12 protein-coding genes are annotated in these 14,572 nt (G+C 58.5%); 5 read left to right on the plus strand and 7 right to left on the minus strand.

Annotated features, from left to right (window positions below; genetic code table 11):
* Positions 1–20: 20 nt before the first annotated feature.
* Complete coding sequence (locus K7H94_RS19710) at positions 21–2,615, minus strand: bifunctional diguanylate cyclase/phosphodiesterase (RefSeq protein WP_276523029.1); 2,595 nt, start codon at positions 2,613–2,615, stop codon at positions 21–23.
* Positions 2,616–3,065: 450 nt separating this feature from the next.
* On the opposite strand from K7H94_RS19710, the gene K7H94_RS19715 reads away from it, so the two are divergent.
* Entirely contained in the window at positions 3,066–4,133 is a 1,068-nt protein-coding gene (locus tag K7H94_RS19715; RefSeq protein WP_150360223.1) for an acyltransferase family protein, read from the plus strand.
* 32 nt (positions 4,134–4,165) lie between these two features.
* Here K7H94_RS19715 and K7H94_RS23155 read toward each other — a convergent pair whose 3' ends face one another.
* On the minus strand, positions 4,166–5,452 hold the full coding sequence (locus K7H94_RS23155; RefSeq protein WP_021509510.1) for a methyl-accepting chemotaxis protein: 1,287 nt from the start codon (positions 5,450–5,452) through the stop codon (positions 4,166–4,168).
* Between the two features lie 409 nt (positions 5,453–5,861).
* Here K7H94_RS23155 and K7H94_RS19725 point away from each other — a divergent pair, with 409 nt between their 5' ends.
* Positions 5,862–6,920, plus strand: a complete 1,059-nt coding sequence (locus tag K7H94_RS19725) for an NAD(P)H-dependent flavin oxidoreductase (RefSeq protein ID WP_222952388.1) — start codon at positions 5,862–5,864, stop codon at positions 6,918–6,920.
* Positions 6,921–6,950: 30 nt separating this feature from the next.
* Here the strand turns inward: K7H94_RS19725 and K7H94_RS19730 are convergent, their stop codons facing one another.
* Positions 6,951–7,337 carry an acyl-CoA thioesterase gene (locus K7H94_RS19730; RefSeq protein ID WP_021509508.1) on the minus strand — a complete coding sequence of 129 codons (387 nt, stop codon included), beginning with the start codon at positions 7,335–7,337 and terminating at the stop codon, positions 6,951–6,953.
* A gap of 335 nt (positions 7,338–7,672) precedes the next feature.
* Between K7H94_RS19730 and K7H94_RS19735 the strand changes: the two genes are divergently transcribed.
* Positions 7,673–9,013: an MFS transporter gene (locus K7H94_RS19735; protein WP_222952324.1), complete on the plus strand. Its 1,341-nt coding sequence runs from the start codon at positions 7,673–7,675 to the stop codon at positions 9,011–9,013.
* A 123-nt stretch (positions 9,014–9,136) separates the two neighbouring features.
* Here the strand turns inward: K7H94_RS19735 and K7H94_RS19740 are convergent, their stop codons facing one another.
* Genes K7H94_RS19740 through K7H94_RS19755 form a run of 4 tightly spaced genes read right to left on the minus strand, consistent with a single transcriptional unit; the run spans position 9,137 to position 13,102 of the window.
* Positions 9,137–10,504, minus strand: a complete 1,368-nt coding sequence (locus tag K7H94_RS19740) for an MFS transporter (RefSeq protein ID WP_222952325.1) — start codon at positions 10,502–10,504, stop codon at positions 9,137–9,139.
* 38 nt (positions 10,505–10,542) lie between these two features.
* Complete coding sequence (locus K7H94_RS19745) at positions 10,543–11,475, minus strand: SMP-30/gluconolactonase/LRE family protein (protein ID WP_222952326.1); 933 nt, start codon at positions 11,473–11,475, stop codon at positions 10,543–10,545.
* The gene (locus K7H94_RS19750) at positions 11,472–12,410 is read right to left on the minus strand and encodes a hydroxyacid dehydrogenase (RefSeq protein WP_104187238.1); all 939 of its coding nucleotides are present in this window, start codon (positions 12,408–12,410) and stop codon (positions 11,472–11,474) included. The genes K7H94_RS19745 and K7H94_RS19750 overlap by 4 nt, the downstream gene beginning before the upstream one ends.
* Entirely contained in the window at positions 12,410–13,102 is a 693-nt protein-coding gene (locus K7H94_RS19755; RefSeq protein ID WP_222952327.1) for an RraA family protein, read from the minus strand. Before K7H94_RS19755 ends, K7H94_RS19750 begins: the two co-directional genes overlap by 1 nt.
* A gap of 170 nt (positions 13,103–13,272) precedes the next feature.
* Between K7H94_RS19755 and K7H94_RS19760 the strand changes: the two genes are divergently transcribed.
* Both K7H94_RS19760 and K7H94_RS19765 read left to right on the plus strand, forming a co-directional pair.
* The gene (locus tag K7H94_RS19760) at positions 13,273–13,986 is read left to right on the plus strand and encodes an IclR family transcriptional regulator (RefSeq protein ID WP_021509502.1); all 714 of its coding nucleotides are present in this window, start codon (positions 13,273–13,275) and stop codon (positions 13,984–13,986) included.
* A gap of 147 nt (positions 13,987–14,133) precedes the next feature.
* Positions 14,134–14,559, plus strand: coding sequence for a RidA family protein (locus K7H94_RS19765; RefSeq protein WP_021509501.1), 426 nt, complete (start codon positions 14,134–14,136; stop codon positions 14,557–14,559).
* The last annotated feature ends 13 nt before the right edge of the window (positions 14,560–14,572 follow it).

A 14,572-nucleotide genomic window follows, 5' to 3' on the forward strand; every position in this document is an offset into this window, starting at 1 on the left:
CGAGGGATCGCCACCTTTTATTAAATATTCATGTGCAGCGCCGGTTCACTCTGCGGCGGCTCGGTCGAGATTTGCGGCAGCGGCAGCGGTCGTCCGATGTAGTAACCCTGAATGGCATCGCACGCCAGCTCCTGCAGCTGCGACATCTGCACCGGCGTTTCCACGCCTTCCGCGGTTACCGACAGGGAATAGGCTTTGCCGAGTCCGATCATGTTTTCCACCACCTGGCGCGCCTGGGGCGAATCGGCCAGCGGAAAAATAAAGGATTTATCGATTTTGATGCCGTCGAACGGGAAGGCGCGCAGGTAGCACAGCGACGCATAGCCGGTACCAAAATCATCAATCAGAAATCTCACCCCCAGCGCTTTCACCGCCTGCATCACCGCCAGGGTTTTATCCGGATCGCTCAGCAGCGCGTTTTCCGTGACTTCAATTTCCAGCCGCTGGCTCGGCAGACCGCTGAGCTGCAGCACCCGGGTGATGCGTTCGGCTAAGGCGCTATCCTGCAACTCGCTGGCGGAAATATTCACTGAAACCGCCATTTCCGGCCGGTAGCGGGCGATGTCCTCGCAGGCATTGAGCAGCACCCAGTCGCTCAGCGCGCTGATCAGGCCGGTCTCTTCTGCCAGCGGAATAAACTGATCGGGCATCAGTAAGCCCAGCCGCGGATGCTGCCAGCGTACCAGCGCCTCGACCGCGCTGATGCGCTGCGCGATCAGGTCATAGCGCGTCTGATACACCAGCCGCAGCTGGTTCTCCTGCAGCGCTGCGCGCAGCTCATGCTCCATTTCGCGCCGCTGCACAATTTTCTCTTCCATGTCACGGTCGAAAAATATCCACTGGTTGCGGCCGCTGTTTTTCGCTTTATACAGCGCGATGTCGGCAAAGCGCAGCAGATCGCTGGCGTTGTCGGCATCCTGTGGTGCCAGCGCGATGCCGAGACTGCCGCCGATGTGGATGTCGTTGTCGTACACCGGAAACGGCAGATTGAGCTGGGCGATGAGCTGCTGACACAGCGCGTCGACCTGCTCGCGGCTGCCCGCCTCCGGCAGAATCACCACAAACTCATCGCCGCCGAGCCGTGCCACCAGGCCATTGCCGTTGAGCGTGCGCCGGATACGATCTGATACCGCATGCAGCACCTGATCGCCCGCTGCATGACCGTAGAGATCATTGACCGGTTTGAATTTATCCAGGTCGATCATGATCATCGCCAGCAGCGGCTGCGCCGGCAGTGGCAGGCTCAGCTGCCCCGTGAGGAATTCGCGCATCTGCACGCGGTTGGCCAGTCCGGTCAGTTCATCGAAGTGCGACAGATAGTGCGCGCGTGCCTGCGCTTCAACTTCCAGCGTTACGTCGCTGGCGCTGCCGCGAAAGCCGCTGACGCCGTGCGCCAGGCTGACGCGCTTGAGGGTCAGATTGCAGTAGCGCGGCTGATGCTGGGCGGAGAGATAGCGGCAGCCGTTCAGCGTGAGCTGACCGCCCGAGTCTGCCAGCTGCAAAAGCCGGGCGCGCTGGTGCTCATCGCACAGCAGGAAATCCAGTAGCGTGCGCTGCAGCCACTCCTCGCTGGTAAACCCGGTCACTACCGGGAAACGGCCGGAAACCCAGCTGAAGCGCAGCTGGTCGTCCATCTCCCAAATCCAGTCGGTGGTAATTTCGGCGATATCACGGAAGCGGCGTTCGCTGGCGCTGAGCGCCCGCTGGCTTTGCGCCAGCAGCAGCGTATTTTCATCATTGAGCTGCGCTTTACGCAGCGCGTTGCGCATCAGCATGATGGCACCATACAGGGTGATCAGCATGGCGATCACCAGCAGCGGCAGCAGGGCGGTCAGCAATTTACCGCCGGGGTTGCTGCTGGTCCAGCGCAGCGTGGCGTCATGGCCGTCGGCGGCGAGGCGCAGGCTTTCCGCCACTGGCGCGCGGGGTACAGCGAATTCCACCCGCAGCGCGTTGATGCCGTACTCGTGCCCCAGCTGCTGTAATTTTTGCGGCGTCAGGCGATCGGCAAAGATCATCAGCGATGGCGCACCGGGCACCTGCGGCACGCTGTTATCGCCACCGGTGGTGATCCATGCCGCGCACAGCAGCACTAACTGCTGATTTACCACCACAAAGCGCGACAGCGCCTTACCGTCATTGTGCTGTAACTGCTGACGCAGCGCGGGCAGTTGCTGGCGACCGAGCCAGCCGGTGAAATCGCGTTGCTGCAGCTGACCGTCGATCACGCTGTAAACCGTGTCGCCGCGCGGCGCGATGACAAACACGCCCTCATAAGCAAAGGTCTGGAACAGTGACTCACCCAGATTCTGCCGCGTCCACGCCCAGTCAGTATTCAACGTGCGGTGCAGGTTTTGGTAGGCTTCGCCCCATTCTGCATTATCGGAGAGGTGAAACTGCATCACTTCCTGACGCGTCTGCAACGCCTTCTCCAGCAGCAGGCGGTTTTGCCGCGCCTCCTGCTGGTTGAGATCGCTGGCGATAAAGCACAGCGTCACCAGCGCCACCATAAAGGAGAGAAAAATCAGCAGCACCATCAGCAGCATCGGCTGGCGCATCAGTCCGCGCATCCGACCATCGGTCGGGAAATCCATCAGTGAACGTTTCGCCATCATAGACTTATCACAAACCAGTAAAATGATATTTCATAAGTACGTTATGAGTATCGGCATGACTGCGCCGAACCTGGGCGAAAAAGTAAAAAAAGCGTGAGCGGAGCGGCAAAAACAGATCGCATATTCGGCCAGAAGCCCGACGATGCCGTGGTGTAATCAGATCTGCATAAGGTCTGTTAATAACAGGCCCTGCCGCTGCGTTTCCGCCAGTACAATACGGCGAATGCCGGTAAACTTTTCCCGTTGCGCTAATAGCTTAGTGTTTATTTCATGCTGATGACGATTAATATATTACAGCCATAATTTATCAGAGCGTGATTTAACATTCTGGACCTGAAGAATTTCCTGCTTAAATGATGATGCGTTATCCAGGACTATTCTTGTTGAGTGTAAATCTTTGTCAGTGCTAATTTGCTGAAACCCATCTGCTCCTCTTTCCAGAGACCACTTATGCAACCACGTATCACGCATCTTGATGGCATGCGCGGATTAGCGATCCTGCTGGTGATTGCTTATCACGCCTATGCCCGCTGGCCCGAACTGTTGCCGTATGCCGCCACTACCCAGCATATTCCGCTGCTGGCATTTGGCTGGGTCGGCGTGCAGTTGTTTTTTATGATCTCCGGCTTTGTCATATTTATGACGCTGGATAAATCATCCGGCTACCTCAGCTTTCTCAAAAAACGCTGGCTGCGCCTGTTTCCGGCGATGCTGATAGCCAGTCTGCTGCTGTACGTTGCCGGCGGCTTTTTTCCGGAGTGGTCGCTGATGACACCGGAAAGCCGCAACCTGCTGCCCGGTCTGATATTTATTAATCCTGAGACGCTGACGCAGCTCACCGGCATTGAATTCCGCTCCATGGCCGGATCGTTCTGGTCTCTCTATGTTGAAGCGCTGTTTTATCTGATTATTGGCGCGGTTTATTTCACCCTCGGACGTAAATATTGTCTGCCGGCGCTGATTGTGCCGATGTTATTACTTTCCGCCTCGTCGGTATTGAAATCACTCGGCCATCCGTTATTAATCGATGTCATTTCAAAATTCGGTTTTATTCACTACGCCTGGTTTATGGTCGGCTGTCTGGTTTATGAACGTCTGCACGGGCGCGATAAACGTTATCACTACGCACTGACCGCGCTGGCTTTGCTGATTAATTTCAGCTACTACGTTAAAAACAGCGGCGTGGTCGCCGTGATACCGCTGCTACTGGTAATGCTGTTTTTTATCGCCAGCTTTTATTCCAGACAGATTGAGCGCTGGCTTTCCCTGCGCTTTTTCACCGCCATCGGATTTGTCAGTTACGCACTGTATCTGATTCATGAAAATTTAATGATCGCGATATTGATTAAGCTTAATGGCTATATCAAAAATGAGGCGGTGATGACGATGCTGCCGGTGGTGGTGGCCAGCGTACTGTATTACGTTGCCTGGCTGATCAGTAAATATGCCGAACCGGCGCTGCGTAATGCGCTGAAGTGGAAGCGGCAGCCCGCGCCGCAGGCGGGCAGTGGGCTGTAAACGCGCGGGAGCCAGCGCTCCCGCGTACGCTGTCACACATCCAGCCGGTGAATGACGTTCACAAACTCGTGTACGCCACTGTTGATTTCCCGCAGGCTGCGCGACAGCACGCTGATCTTCTCCTGTTCGGTCACCACAAATTGCCTGACCTCATCCAGCTGCTGATACATCTGCTGGATCAGGTCGGCATTTTGCTCCACGACCACGGAAATCTGTTTGGTGGCGCTGGCGGTCGAGGCCGCCAGGCGGCGTACTTCACCTGCCACCACGCTGAAGCCACGTCCGGCCTCGCCGGCACGCGCGGATTCGATGGCGGCATTCAGTGCCAGAATGTTGGTCTGCGAGGCAATCAGGTTGATGGTTTCCACCACGTCGCTGATGCTCCTGGCTGAGGCGGTGAGCTGCGCGCCAATTTCGGCGGCGGCATTCACCTGCTGCGCCACCAGCCCGGAGTTACGCACCGTTTCATCCAGCACTTCATTGGCGTTATCGGTAATTTGTGAGGTCTGCTCAGAGGTGGTCAGCGCGATATCCGCCACGCGCTTCGCCGCCTCGACGCGCGCGGTGATATCTGAGGCGATCTTAATCACTTTGTAGACCTTACCATCGCCGTCAAACACCGGGTTGTAGCTCGCCTCCAGCCAGATGCGCTCGCCGCTGGCGGTCTTACGCTCAAAGCGACCGACAAAATGCTGACCGTTACCGATTTTGCGCCAGAAGTCCGGATTCTCGCGGTAAAAATTGTCGAAGCAGAACAGGCGATGATGCTGGCCGGCGATGGCTGGCAGGGTATAGCCCATGTGGGTGAGGAAGTTGGCGTTGGCGGTAATGATGTGACCGTCCGGCGTGAATTCAATCACCGCCATCGAACGGTCCAGTGCCGTTATCACCGCCTCTTTATGCTCCAGTTCCTGATGGCGCGCGGTGATGTCGCTCGCGACCTTGATCACTTTGTACACTTTGCCGCGCTCATCGCTCACCGGAAAATAGGTCGCGCTGAGCCAGAAGCGCTGATGCTGCTTGTTGAAACGCTCAAAAATGCCGTTCACCGATTCGCCGGCGGCCAGCGTTTGCCAGAAGGCGTAATAGTCGGAAGACTGGCTGTAAGCAGGGCTGCAGAAAATCCGGTGATGCTGTCCCTGAATTTCATGCAGCTGATAGCCGGTGACCTGTAAAAATTGTGCATTGGCGCTGAGGATTTCACCGGCCGGTGAAAACTCAATCCAGGCAACATGCTGCTTTATCGCTTCAATATCCTTAGCAATGTCGCCACTTTTGGCAAATGGCAGAGAAAGGCTCGATTTTTTCACCCCGAACATGAGAGACCTCAGGCGCTTGGTATGCTGTTGAACGAAATGCAGGCGCAGATGCGCGCGTGCTAACGCATTCGGCGCGTCCAGTGGACGGCACCGCATGATTTCCCCGGTTGTCCATTACAGCCGTGCCACAGGCACAGGCTGCTGTCTCGCTGCGCACCGATGTGCGCAGGTGGGGTGTGTAATGGTGTTACCTGCCTGATGTTGTTACAGCGCAAGCTGTAAGCTGATTTTGCTATGCAACTTTGATTATCGACCGTGGCGTTAAAAATGTGAGAAAAAAGTGATCAACACCGCGCGTGCGGGTAAGAAAAGTGCCTAGCGGACTTGTTAAAAGATGCATGTTAAATGTATGTTAATGCCCGAGACGTGACGCAATCAACGCCCGATGACGGCCTGGAGAAAAACCACCATGACGACCGCGCTGTGCCAGCTGTTAAAACTGCAGTATCCGCTGATTCAGGCACCGATGGCCGGTGTCGCCACGCCGCAGCTGGCCGCAGCGGTATCCAATGCCGGGGCGCTGGGATCGATTAGCGTTGGCGCGGTGACACCGCAGCAGGCGGCAGAAATGATTGCCCACACCCAGGCGCTGACGCGTGGCCCGATCAACGTCAACGTATTTTGTCACGCGCCGGCAAGGCGGGATGCCGCGCACGAGGCGGCGTGGATCAGCCGGTTCAGCCCGCAGTTTGCGCAGTACCAGACGGCGCTGCCGCCAGCGCTAACGGAGATCTATCAGAGCTTTTTGCACAATGAGGCGATGCTGAGGGTGCTGGAGCAGGCGCGGCCGGCGGCGGTCAGTTTCCATTTCGGCATTCCCGATGCCACGGCCATCACCCGGCTAAAGCAACGTGACATTGTCACGCTGGCGACCGCCACCAGTCCGCAGGAAGCACGGGCAATTGCCCGCAGCGGTATCGATATCATTGTGGCGCAGGGTTATGAAGCCGGTGGTCATCGCGGCCATTTTGATCCGGGCGCGCCAGACCAGCAGCTTTCGACCGTTGCGCTGGTGCAGGCGATTCGTCAGCACACCACGCTGCCGGTGGTGGCAGCGGGCGGCGTGATGGACGGTGCAGGCATCGCGACGATGATGAAACTGGGTGCCAGCGGTGTACAGCTCGGTACGGCGTTTGTGCTGTGTCCGGAATCGGCGGCCAGTGCGGCCTATCGTCGCGCGCTGCTGGCAGCTGGCGAGCGTGGCACGGTAATGACGGCGGCGATCTCCGGGCGTCAGGCGCGCTGCGTGCGCAACGCATTTTGTGAATTGTGCCATGACGTAACGCCGGAGGAGATTCCCGACTATCCGCTGACCTATGCGCTGGGAAAAGCCCTGGCGGCAGCGGCGGCTGCGCACGGCGAGGACGGCTTCGGTGCGCAGTGGGCCGGTCAGGGCGTGGCGCGGGTGCGCGCGCTGCCAGCGGCACAGCTGGTGGAGACGCTGATTGCAGAGTGGCAGCGGGCGTAAAAGCAGGCTGCTGCCACATACTTTGTAACGTTACAGACCGAGCGCGCGCGTTACCGCTTCCGGCATTGACGGGCGCCCATTGGCGAGGCAGGTGGCGACAAACGTGGCCTCGGCATACACCACGCCGTCGACCTTGATTTGCTGCACGAAGTTCACGCGATTGCGCTTCTCATTCTGCTCCAGCGCGCAGGTGACTTCCACCTTATCGCCTTTCACCAGGCTCTTGCGGAAGCGCAGCGTGTACTCCAGCACCATGTAAATCTTGCCCTGACTGAACTCTTCTTCAATGTCGATACCCAGCGCCTCGCGCATGTAAGCGTGGCGCGTCCACTCCATGTAAAACGGGTAGTAAAGCCCGTCGACCACGCCCTGAAAATCGATATGGCTTTCATCTACGTCATAGTGCTTTACGAACATTTTTGCATCCTGATAAGCGCGTTACGCGGTGAGGCAATGGGTATACCGCAGAATGACGCCGCGGGTAAACGGCAAGATGTTGCAAAGTAATTCCACTGTCGCCTGACGGAATGAATGCTGGTATTTTCCCGTGCTGCAGCAGAAACTGACAGCTGCATCACATATCCATAATCAACTGGCTACCTTTTTGTGACAAATCACGCAGCCCGGACACATTTTTCTGCGCAGGGTCGCGCGGCCAAACATAATGGTTTTACTATGTACACATATGTTGTACAGAGTAAAACAACAACTCTGGCCGATTTGCGTTAAGCCATGACTCTGTGAGGAACTCTATGTCTGACAAGATAACCCGCGCGGCCGCTGTGCCCGATATTGAGCAGCAGACCGTAAAACGCGTCATCTGGCGCATTCTGCCGTTCCTGATCGTCTGCTATCTGATCGCCATTATCGATCGCGGCAACATCGGCATGGCGTCCCTGCAAATGAATGAAGATCTCGGGCTGAGCAAAGCGGTGTTTGGCCTGGCAAGCAGCCTGTTTTTTGTTGGCTATTTTCTGTTTGAGGTGCCAAGCAACCTCGCGATGCAGAAGATTGGCGCCAAAATCTGGATTTCGCGCATCATGGTGACCTGGGACATTGTCTCGGTGTGCACCGCGTTCGTCAGCAGTGCGGAAATGCTGTACGTGCTGCGCTTTCTATTGGGCGCCGCCGAAGCCGGCTTCTTTCCCGGCGTGATCCTTTATCTGACTTACTGGATTCCGGCGAAATATCGCGCGCGCGTAATTGCGACCTTTATGGTGGCGATCCCGGCAGCCAACTTTATTGGCTCGCCGATTTCGGGCGCAATCCTGACGATGGACGGCTGGTTCGGCCTGCGCGGCTGGCACTGGCTGTTTATCATCGAAGGATTCCCGGCGATTGTGCTGGGGGTGCTGGCTTTCTTCCTGCTCAGCAACCGTCCGGAAAATGCCCACTGGCTGACCAGTGAACAGCGCAACTGGCTGAGCGGCAAACTGGCTGAAGAGAATGCCCAGCGCAAAGCGATTGGTCATATCACCCTTTGGCAGCTGCTGCGCCACAAGCATATCTGGGTGATGGCGCTGATTTACGCCGGCGCGTCGGCAGCGGGTTCGACGCTGAGCGTCTGGTCACCGCAGCTGCTGAAATCATTTGGCCTGGATAACTTCACCACCGGTTTGATGAATGCGATCCCGTACGGTCTGGCATCGATTCTGATGATCGTCTGGGGCCGCAGCTCTGACCGCAGCGGTGAGCGTCGCTGGCACACCGCGCTGACACTGTTCCTGATTGCCGGTGGACTGCTGGCGGCGTTCCTGACCGATACACTGGCGGGCAGCGTGGTGATTCTGTCACTGGTGCTGATTGGTGCTTACTCGATGAAAGGGCCGTTCTGGGCACTGGCCTCGGGCTGGATGTCCTCAACCACCGCAGCGGCCGGTCTGGCTGCTATCGGCGCGATGGCCAACCTGATTGGTGGCGGGCTGATGGTGAACGTTTACGGCATCATTAATGAGAAAACCGGCAGCCATGCGATGGCGATGATTCCTCTGGCGCTGCTGTGCGCGGCGGGCGGCATTGCGGTATTGCTGATGGGACGCAGCAAAAAGCTGCACGTTGAAGCGGAACAGCCGGTGGCCAGCACCGGGAAATAATCTCATGAGCCTGTGCCAGGGAGGGCACGCATCTGGCTCATCACGTCTGCCGTTATCCTGCTTTCATCCTTTAAAACATCCGTTTCCCGATGCGCCACAGGCACACCGGGAAACGCGGCGTTATTATCTGTGCTCAGCGCTGCGCTGGCGCCACGGATCTTTCACCATGGCGACCGCCAGTGCGCCAATCATCAGGACTGCCGCCACCGCCAGCAGCGCCCACATAAAGCCGCCGGTAGACTGACGCACATAGCCGATCAGCGACGGGCCGAAGAAGCCGCCGAGATTACCAATCGAGACAATCATGGCTAAGCCGCCTGCCGCGGCATTGCCGGTCAAAAAGCCGGAAGGCAGCGCCCAGAACGAGGCCTGAAACGCCAGAATACCGCTGACGGTGCAGCACAGTGCCAGCATTTTGATCACCGGCGCATCGCTCAGCGCGCTGCACATCAGGGCTAAGGCGGCGATCACCAGCGCGCCGCTGATCCAGCGAATACGGTGCGCTGATGCATTAGCGCGGCGCGCCCACAACAGCATGCTCACGGCACCGCAGACATAGGGCAGCGCGGCAAGAAAGCCGGTTGCCGTATGGCTCACACCGAGCTGTTTGATGATCTGCGGCATCCACAGTCCCACGCCGATCGAACCCACAATGCCGCAAAAGTTAATAAACGCCAGCAGATACAGCAGCGGATTGCGCAGCGCGTCGCGCATCTGGGAACCGTGCGTTGCCGCGATTTGCTGCTGCTCATCGGCCAGCCGGCGGCTCAGCAACTGCTGTTCACGCGGTGCCAGCCAGCGCGCTTTCTCCGGCCGGTCGCTCAGCACAAATAGGCACATGACGCCGAGGATCACCGCCGGTAAGCCTTCAATCAACAGCAGCCACTGCCAGTTACGGATATGCTCATGGCCGGTGATCTGCATCAGCGCGCCGGAAATCGGTGAGCCGATGATATTGGCCACCGGAATGCCGACCAGGAACGCGGCGGTGATTTTGGCGCGCCAGCTGCCAGGGAACCAGTAGGTAAAGAACAGATAGATGCCGGGGGTAAAGCCGGCCTCTGCTACACCGAGACAGAAGCGCGCAATGGCAAAGCTGACGGGGCCGCTGATGAACGCGGTCGCCATCGAAATCAACCCCCACGAAATCATGATGCGCGCGATCCAGATGCGCGCGCCCACTTTTTGCATGATCAGGTTGCTGGGAATTTCAAACAGGAAATAGCCGATAAAAAACATGCCCGCGCCAAAGCCAAACTGTTCGGCGGTGATGCCGAGATCGGCGTTCATGCCCAGCGCGGCAAAGCTGACGTTGGTGCGGTCAAGGTAGCTGACCACATAACAGATAAAGATAAACGGCAGAATGCGACGAAAGGCTTTGGCGGCCGCCTGCTCACTGTCCTGGAAATCCTGTTCGCTGAGCGTTTCATGGCGGGGTGGCACCGCAGCCGGCTGAGCCGGCGCAGGGCTGGATGTTGAGTGCAGGGTCATAGTAATCTCCGGTGCGTTCGGATGACGCAGAGTTGTAGTCAGAGAAACGAGGTATCGATGGCCGGCAACGTGCGGCCTGGCGTGTTCTGGGTGCAGGTCAGGATGCTGCCGCTGACCGATTCGGTGATAAACAGCTGATTAAGGTCGGCCCCGCCGAAGCACAGGTTGGTGGTGGAACGCCCCAGCGGACTGAGCAGAATCTCTTCCGGTTCAGCCAGATCGTTAAGACGCCAGACGCGCCCCAGGCCGGGATTGGCGATCAGCAGTTCGCCGCGCTGATTGATGGTCAGCCCGTCCGGCCCGCTGGGTCCGTGCGAGGTAAAGAACAGTCCAACTTTGCTCACCGAACCATCCGCCAGCAGCGGCACGCGCCACACGCAGTTGCCGCGCGTCATCGCCACGTAGAGGATTTTCTCATCCGGCGACAGCACCAGGCCGTTCGGGCTCGGGCAGTTATCCAGCAGCAGATCCAGCCGGCCATCCGGACTGAGCCGATAGACGCGTCCGCTGGCATCGTGCAGCCCGGTCTGGCCCTGATCGGTAAAATAGAGATTGCCGCGACTGTCAGGCGTTAAATCGTTGACGCCGCGAAAGCTTTCGCTATTACGCCGCGTCAGCCACGGCGTGATAGTGGCGCTGCTGATTGACAGCTTCATCAGGCCGTTACGGTAATCGGTGATGATCAGCGTGTCCGGATCGGTCAGCTTCATGCCGTTGGGCTCACCGTCATACTGCACCACCAGCTCCCAGTTGCCGCTCATATCAACGCGAAAGATGCGGCCATAGGGAATGTCGGTGACATACAGACAGCCGGAGGGATGCCACACCGGGCCTTCGAGAAAGGAGTCGGTAAGCTGGCCGCCGCGATTGGCGGCAGCCCAGACATTGCCGGCGTCCGGCCGGCGAAACGCTTCAGGCAGGCGCGAAAACAGCGTTAACCCGCGCACCTCCGGTACGGTGAGCACGGTCATGATACCGCCTCCTGCTCCTGCAGAACCTGCAACGCGTTGCGCGCGGCACCGGTGCCCATGCGCACGTAAGCATTGTCGCTCACGCCACCAATGTGCGGCGTAATAATCACATTGTTGAGCGACTGCCACAGATGCGGTGCAGTCAGCGGCTCGCTGGTGAAGCTGTCCAGTCCGGCGGCACGCAGCGTGCCGTTTTGCAGCGCGGTCGCCACCGCCTGATCGTCAATCAGTCCGCCGCGTGCGGTGTTGACCAGAATCGCGCCAGGCTTGAAACGGGCGAGGGCGGCCGCGTTGATCATCTGGTGATTGCTGTCCGTCAGCGGACAGTGCAGCGACACCACATCGGCACGGCTGTACAGTTCATCCAGTGATTCAACCGCTTCACAGCCAGCCGGCAAGGTTTGCGCATAAGGATCGTAGGCCAGCACCTGCATACCGAAGGCCTGGCCGATGCGCGCTACGCGGCTGCCGATGGCACCCAGACCGACCAGGCCGAGCGTGCGTCCTTCCAGCTCCAGCGATTTATGCTGCGCTTTATCCCAGTGCCCGTCGCGCATCCGGCGGTCCAGCTGCGGCACGGATTTAGCACAGGCGAGAATCAGCGCCCACGCATGCTCCGACACGGCGGCGGCATTGGCGCCCACTGCCGCGCGGACCGCAATCTGGCGTTCCGCCGCTGCCTGCTGATCGATAACGTCAATACCGCTGCCGTGCTTGGAGATCACGCGCAGCGCCGGCGCGGCGTCCATGATGCGCCCGTTGATTTTGCCATAGCGCACAATGATCGCCTGAGGATTATGGCGCTCGCATAGCGCGATCAAATCGGCTTCCTGCGGCTGGCGTCCGGCATAAATCAGCTGATAGTCCTGCAGCAGCTCGACGGCTTCAGCAGCCAGGTCGCTGCCGGTGATGAGGATAGTTTTTACGTTGCTCATTACAGCGATTCTCCTTCTGCTAACATACCCGCCGCGCGCAGGGCACCTTCCAGCCAGCCCGGACGTAAATCGCCCTGCTTAATACCCGTGATGCGGCGCGTTTCGGCGTCCAGCTTCTTCGCCGCCAGGGCAATGATGCGTTCCACATCCTGTTTAGCGATCACCACCACGCCATCGGCATCGCCGACCACCAGGTCGCCCGGCTCAATCGACGCACCGGCCACCGACACCGGATGGTTCACGCGTCCGGGAATACTTTTGGTGGGGCCGCTCGGGTTGAGGCCGGCCGCAAACACCGGATAGCTGCCCTGCGCGAGGGCGTCAGCATCACGCACCGCGCCATCAATGATGATGCCGGCGATGCCGGACGCTTCGGCCTGGGTTGCCATGATTTCACCCAGCAGCGCGCAACTGATGTCGCCTTTGCCGTCCACCACCAGCACATCACCCGGCTGGGCGATAGCCAGCGCCGCGTGAATCGCCAGGTTATCGCCCGGACGCACTTCCACTGTGATGGCCGGCCCGGCGACTTTCATCTGCGGCGACAGCGGTTTAACGCGGCCATGCAGGGTGCCGCGACGACCGGCGACATCGGCCAGAATCGCCGCCTGGAATGCGGCGGCCTGGCTGACGGACAGGGCGCTGACGCGCTCGATGTTGCGGTTGATCAGGTTATTTGCAGACGCAGACATAATTCACCTCGTGGTTTGTTTTACCTGGTACAACAATGTTGTACAATATAAAACAACTATATCGACGATCTGACGCCGCATGCCAGTGTTACGAAGGTGTTTGTGATGTAAACACGATGTGACTCACAGTTTTCAGGTACACTCAGGACGGCACAAATCAGGAGGAAAAAATGGGAAATGAAGGCGTTAATGCGGTGGAGAAGGCGTTGTCGCTGCTGGATTGTTTTAAGCCGGGCGAAGAGAGCCTGTCGCTGACTGCACTGTCGCAGCTTTCCGGCTATCACAAAACCACTGTCTATCGTCTGATGAACTCGCTGGAAAGGATGGGCTATGTGGTGCGCAGTGACAGCGGGGTCTACACGCTCGGCCCGCGTCTGTTATACCTCGGCAAGCTTTATGAGCAATCATTCCATCTGGCCAGCGTGGTGCAGCCGGAATTGCAGGCGCTGGCAACGGCGACCAACGAGAGCGCCAGCTGGTACGTACTGGATAACGGCCAGCGTCTGTGCCTGTTTCGTGCTGAATCGTCTGATGGCCTGCGTCATACGCGCCTGCCGGGGACAATTTTTCCGCTCGATAACTCAGCCATCAGTAAGGTGCTGCGTTTCTGGGGCATGAATGAAAATCTCTTCGATGCGCTGCCGTCGCTGCCAATATTCAGCTCAGGCGCGCGCGATCCGCACATCGCGGCCTTTGCCGTACCGGTATTCGCCGAAAATGACCGGCTGACCGCTGCGCTGGCGCTGACCGGCCCGGTTTCGCGTCTGACGCTGAATCGCAAAGATGAAGAGTTAGGCGTGTTGATGCGCGAAGCGGCTGCACGCCTGTCAGCCAAACTGGGCGCGCGCAAAGCATTTTGTGATGCGGTTTATGCGGCCAAATAAGGCTGCGCATTAATCACTCATCGGCGGGCCAGCAGGCCTGCCGCACTCCTTCGGATTTTTCAAAGCAACACCTCAGTTAATGCTGTTTTCCCTGCTGCGCTAAGCCCGGTATACCTTGCGGAAACCAATTAAACGCTGGCAGGCATCATGAGCACCCATACCCGCATCCGCAAATTCAACACCAAAGATACCTATCCTAATCAGTCGCTGGACAACGACCTGTGTCAGGCCGTGCGCGCCGGCAACACCGTTTACGTGCGTGGCCAGATTGGCACCGACTTCGAAGGCAACCTGGTGGGGCTGGGCGATCCGGCAGCGCAGGCCGAGCAGGCGATGAAAAACGTGAAGCAACTGCTCGAAGAAGCGGGCAGCGACCTGTCGCACATCGTGAAAACCACCACCTACATCATCGACCCGCGCTATCGCGAGCCGGTGTATCAGGTGGTGGGCAAGTGGCTGAAAGGCGTGTTTCCCATCTCCACCGGTCTGGTGATCTCGGGACTGGGCCAGCCGCAGTGGCTGATGGAGATCGACGTGATTGCGGTGATCCCCGACGACTGGCAGCCGCAATAAGGAGCGCCGCATC

This window comes from Pantoea dispersa (assembly GCF_019890955.1).
In the GTDB taxonomy this organism is placed as follows: Bacteria; Pseudomonadota; Gammaproteobacteria; order Enterobacterales; family Enterobacteriaceae; genus Pantoea; species Pantoea dispersa.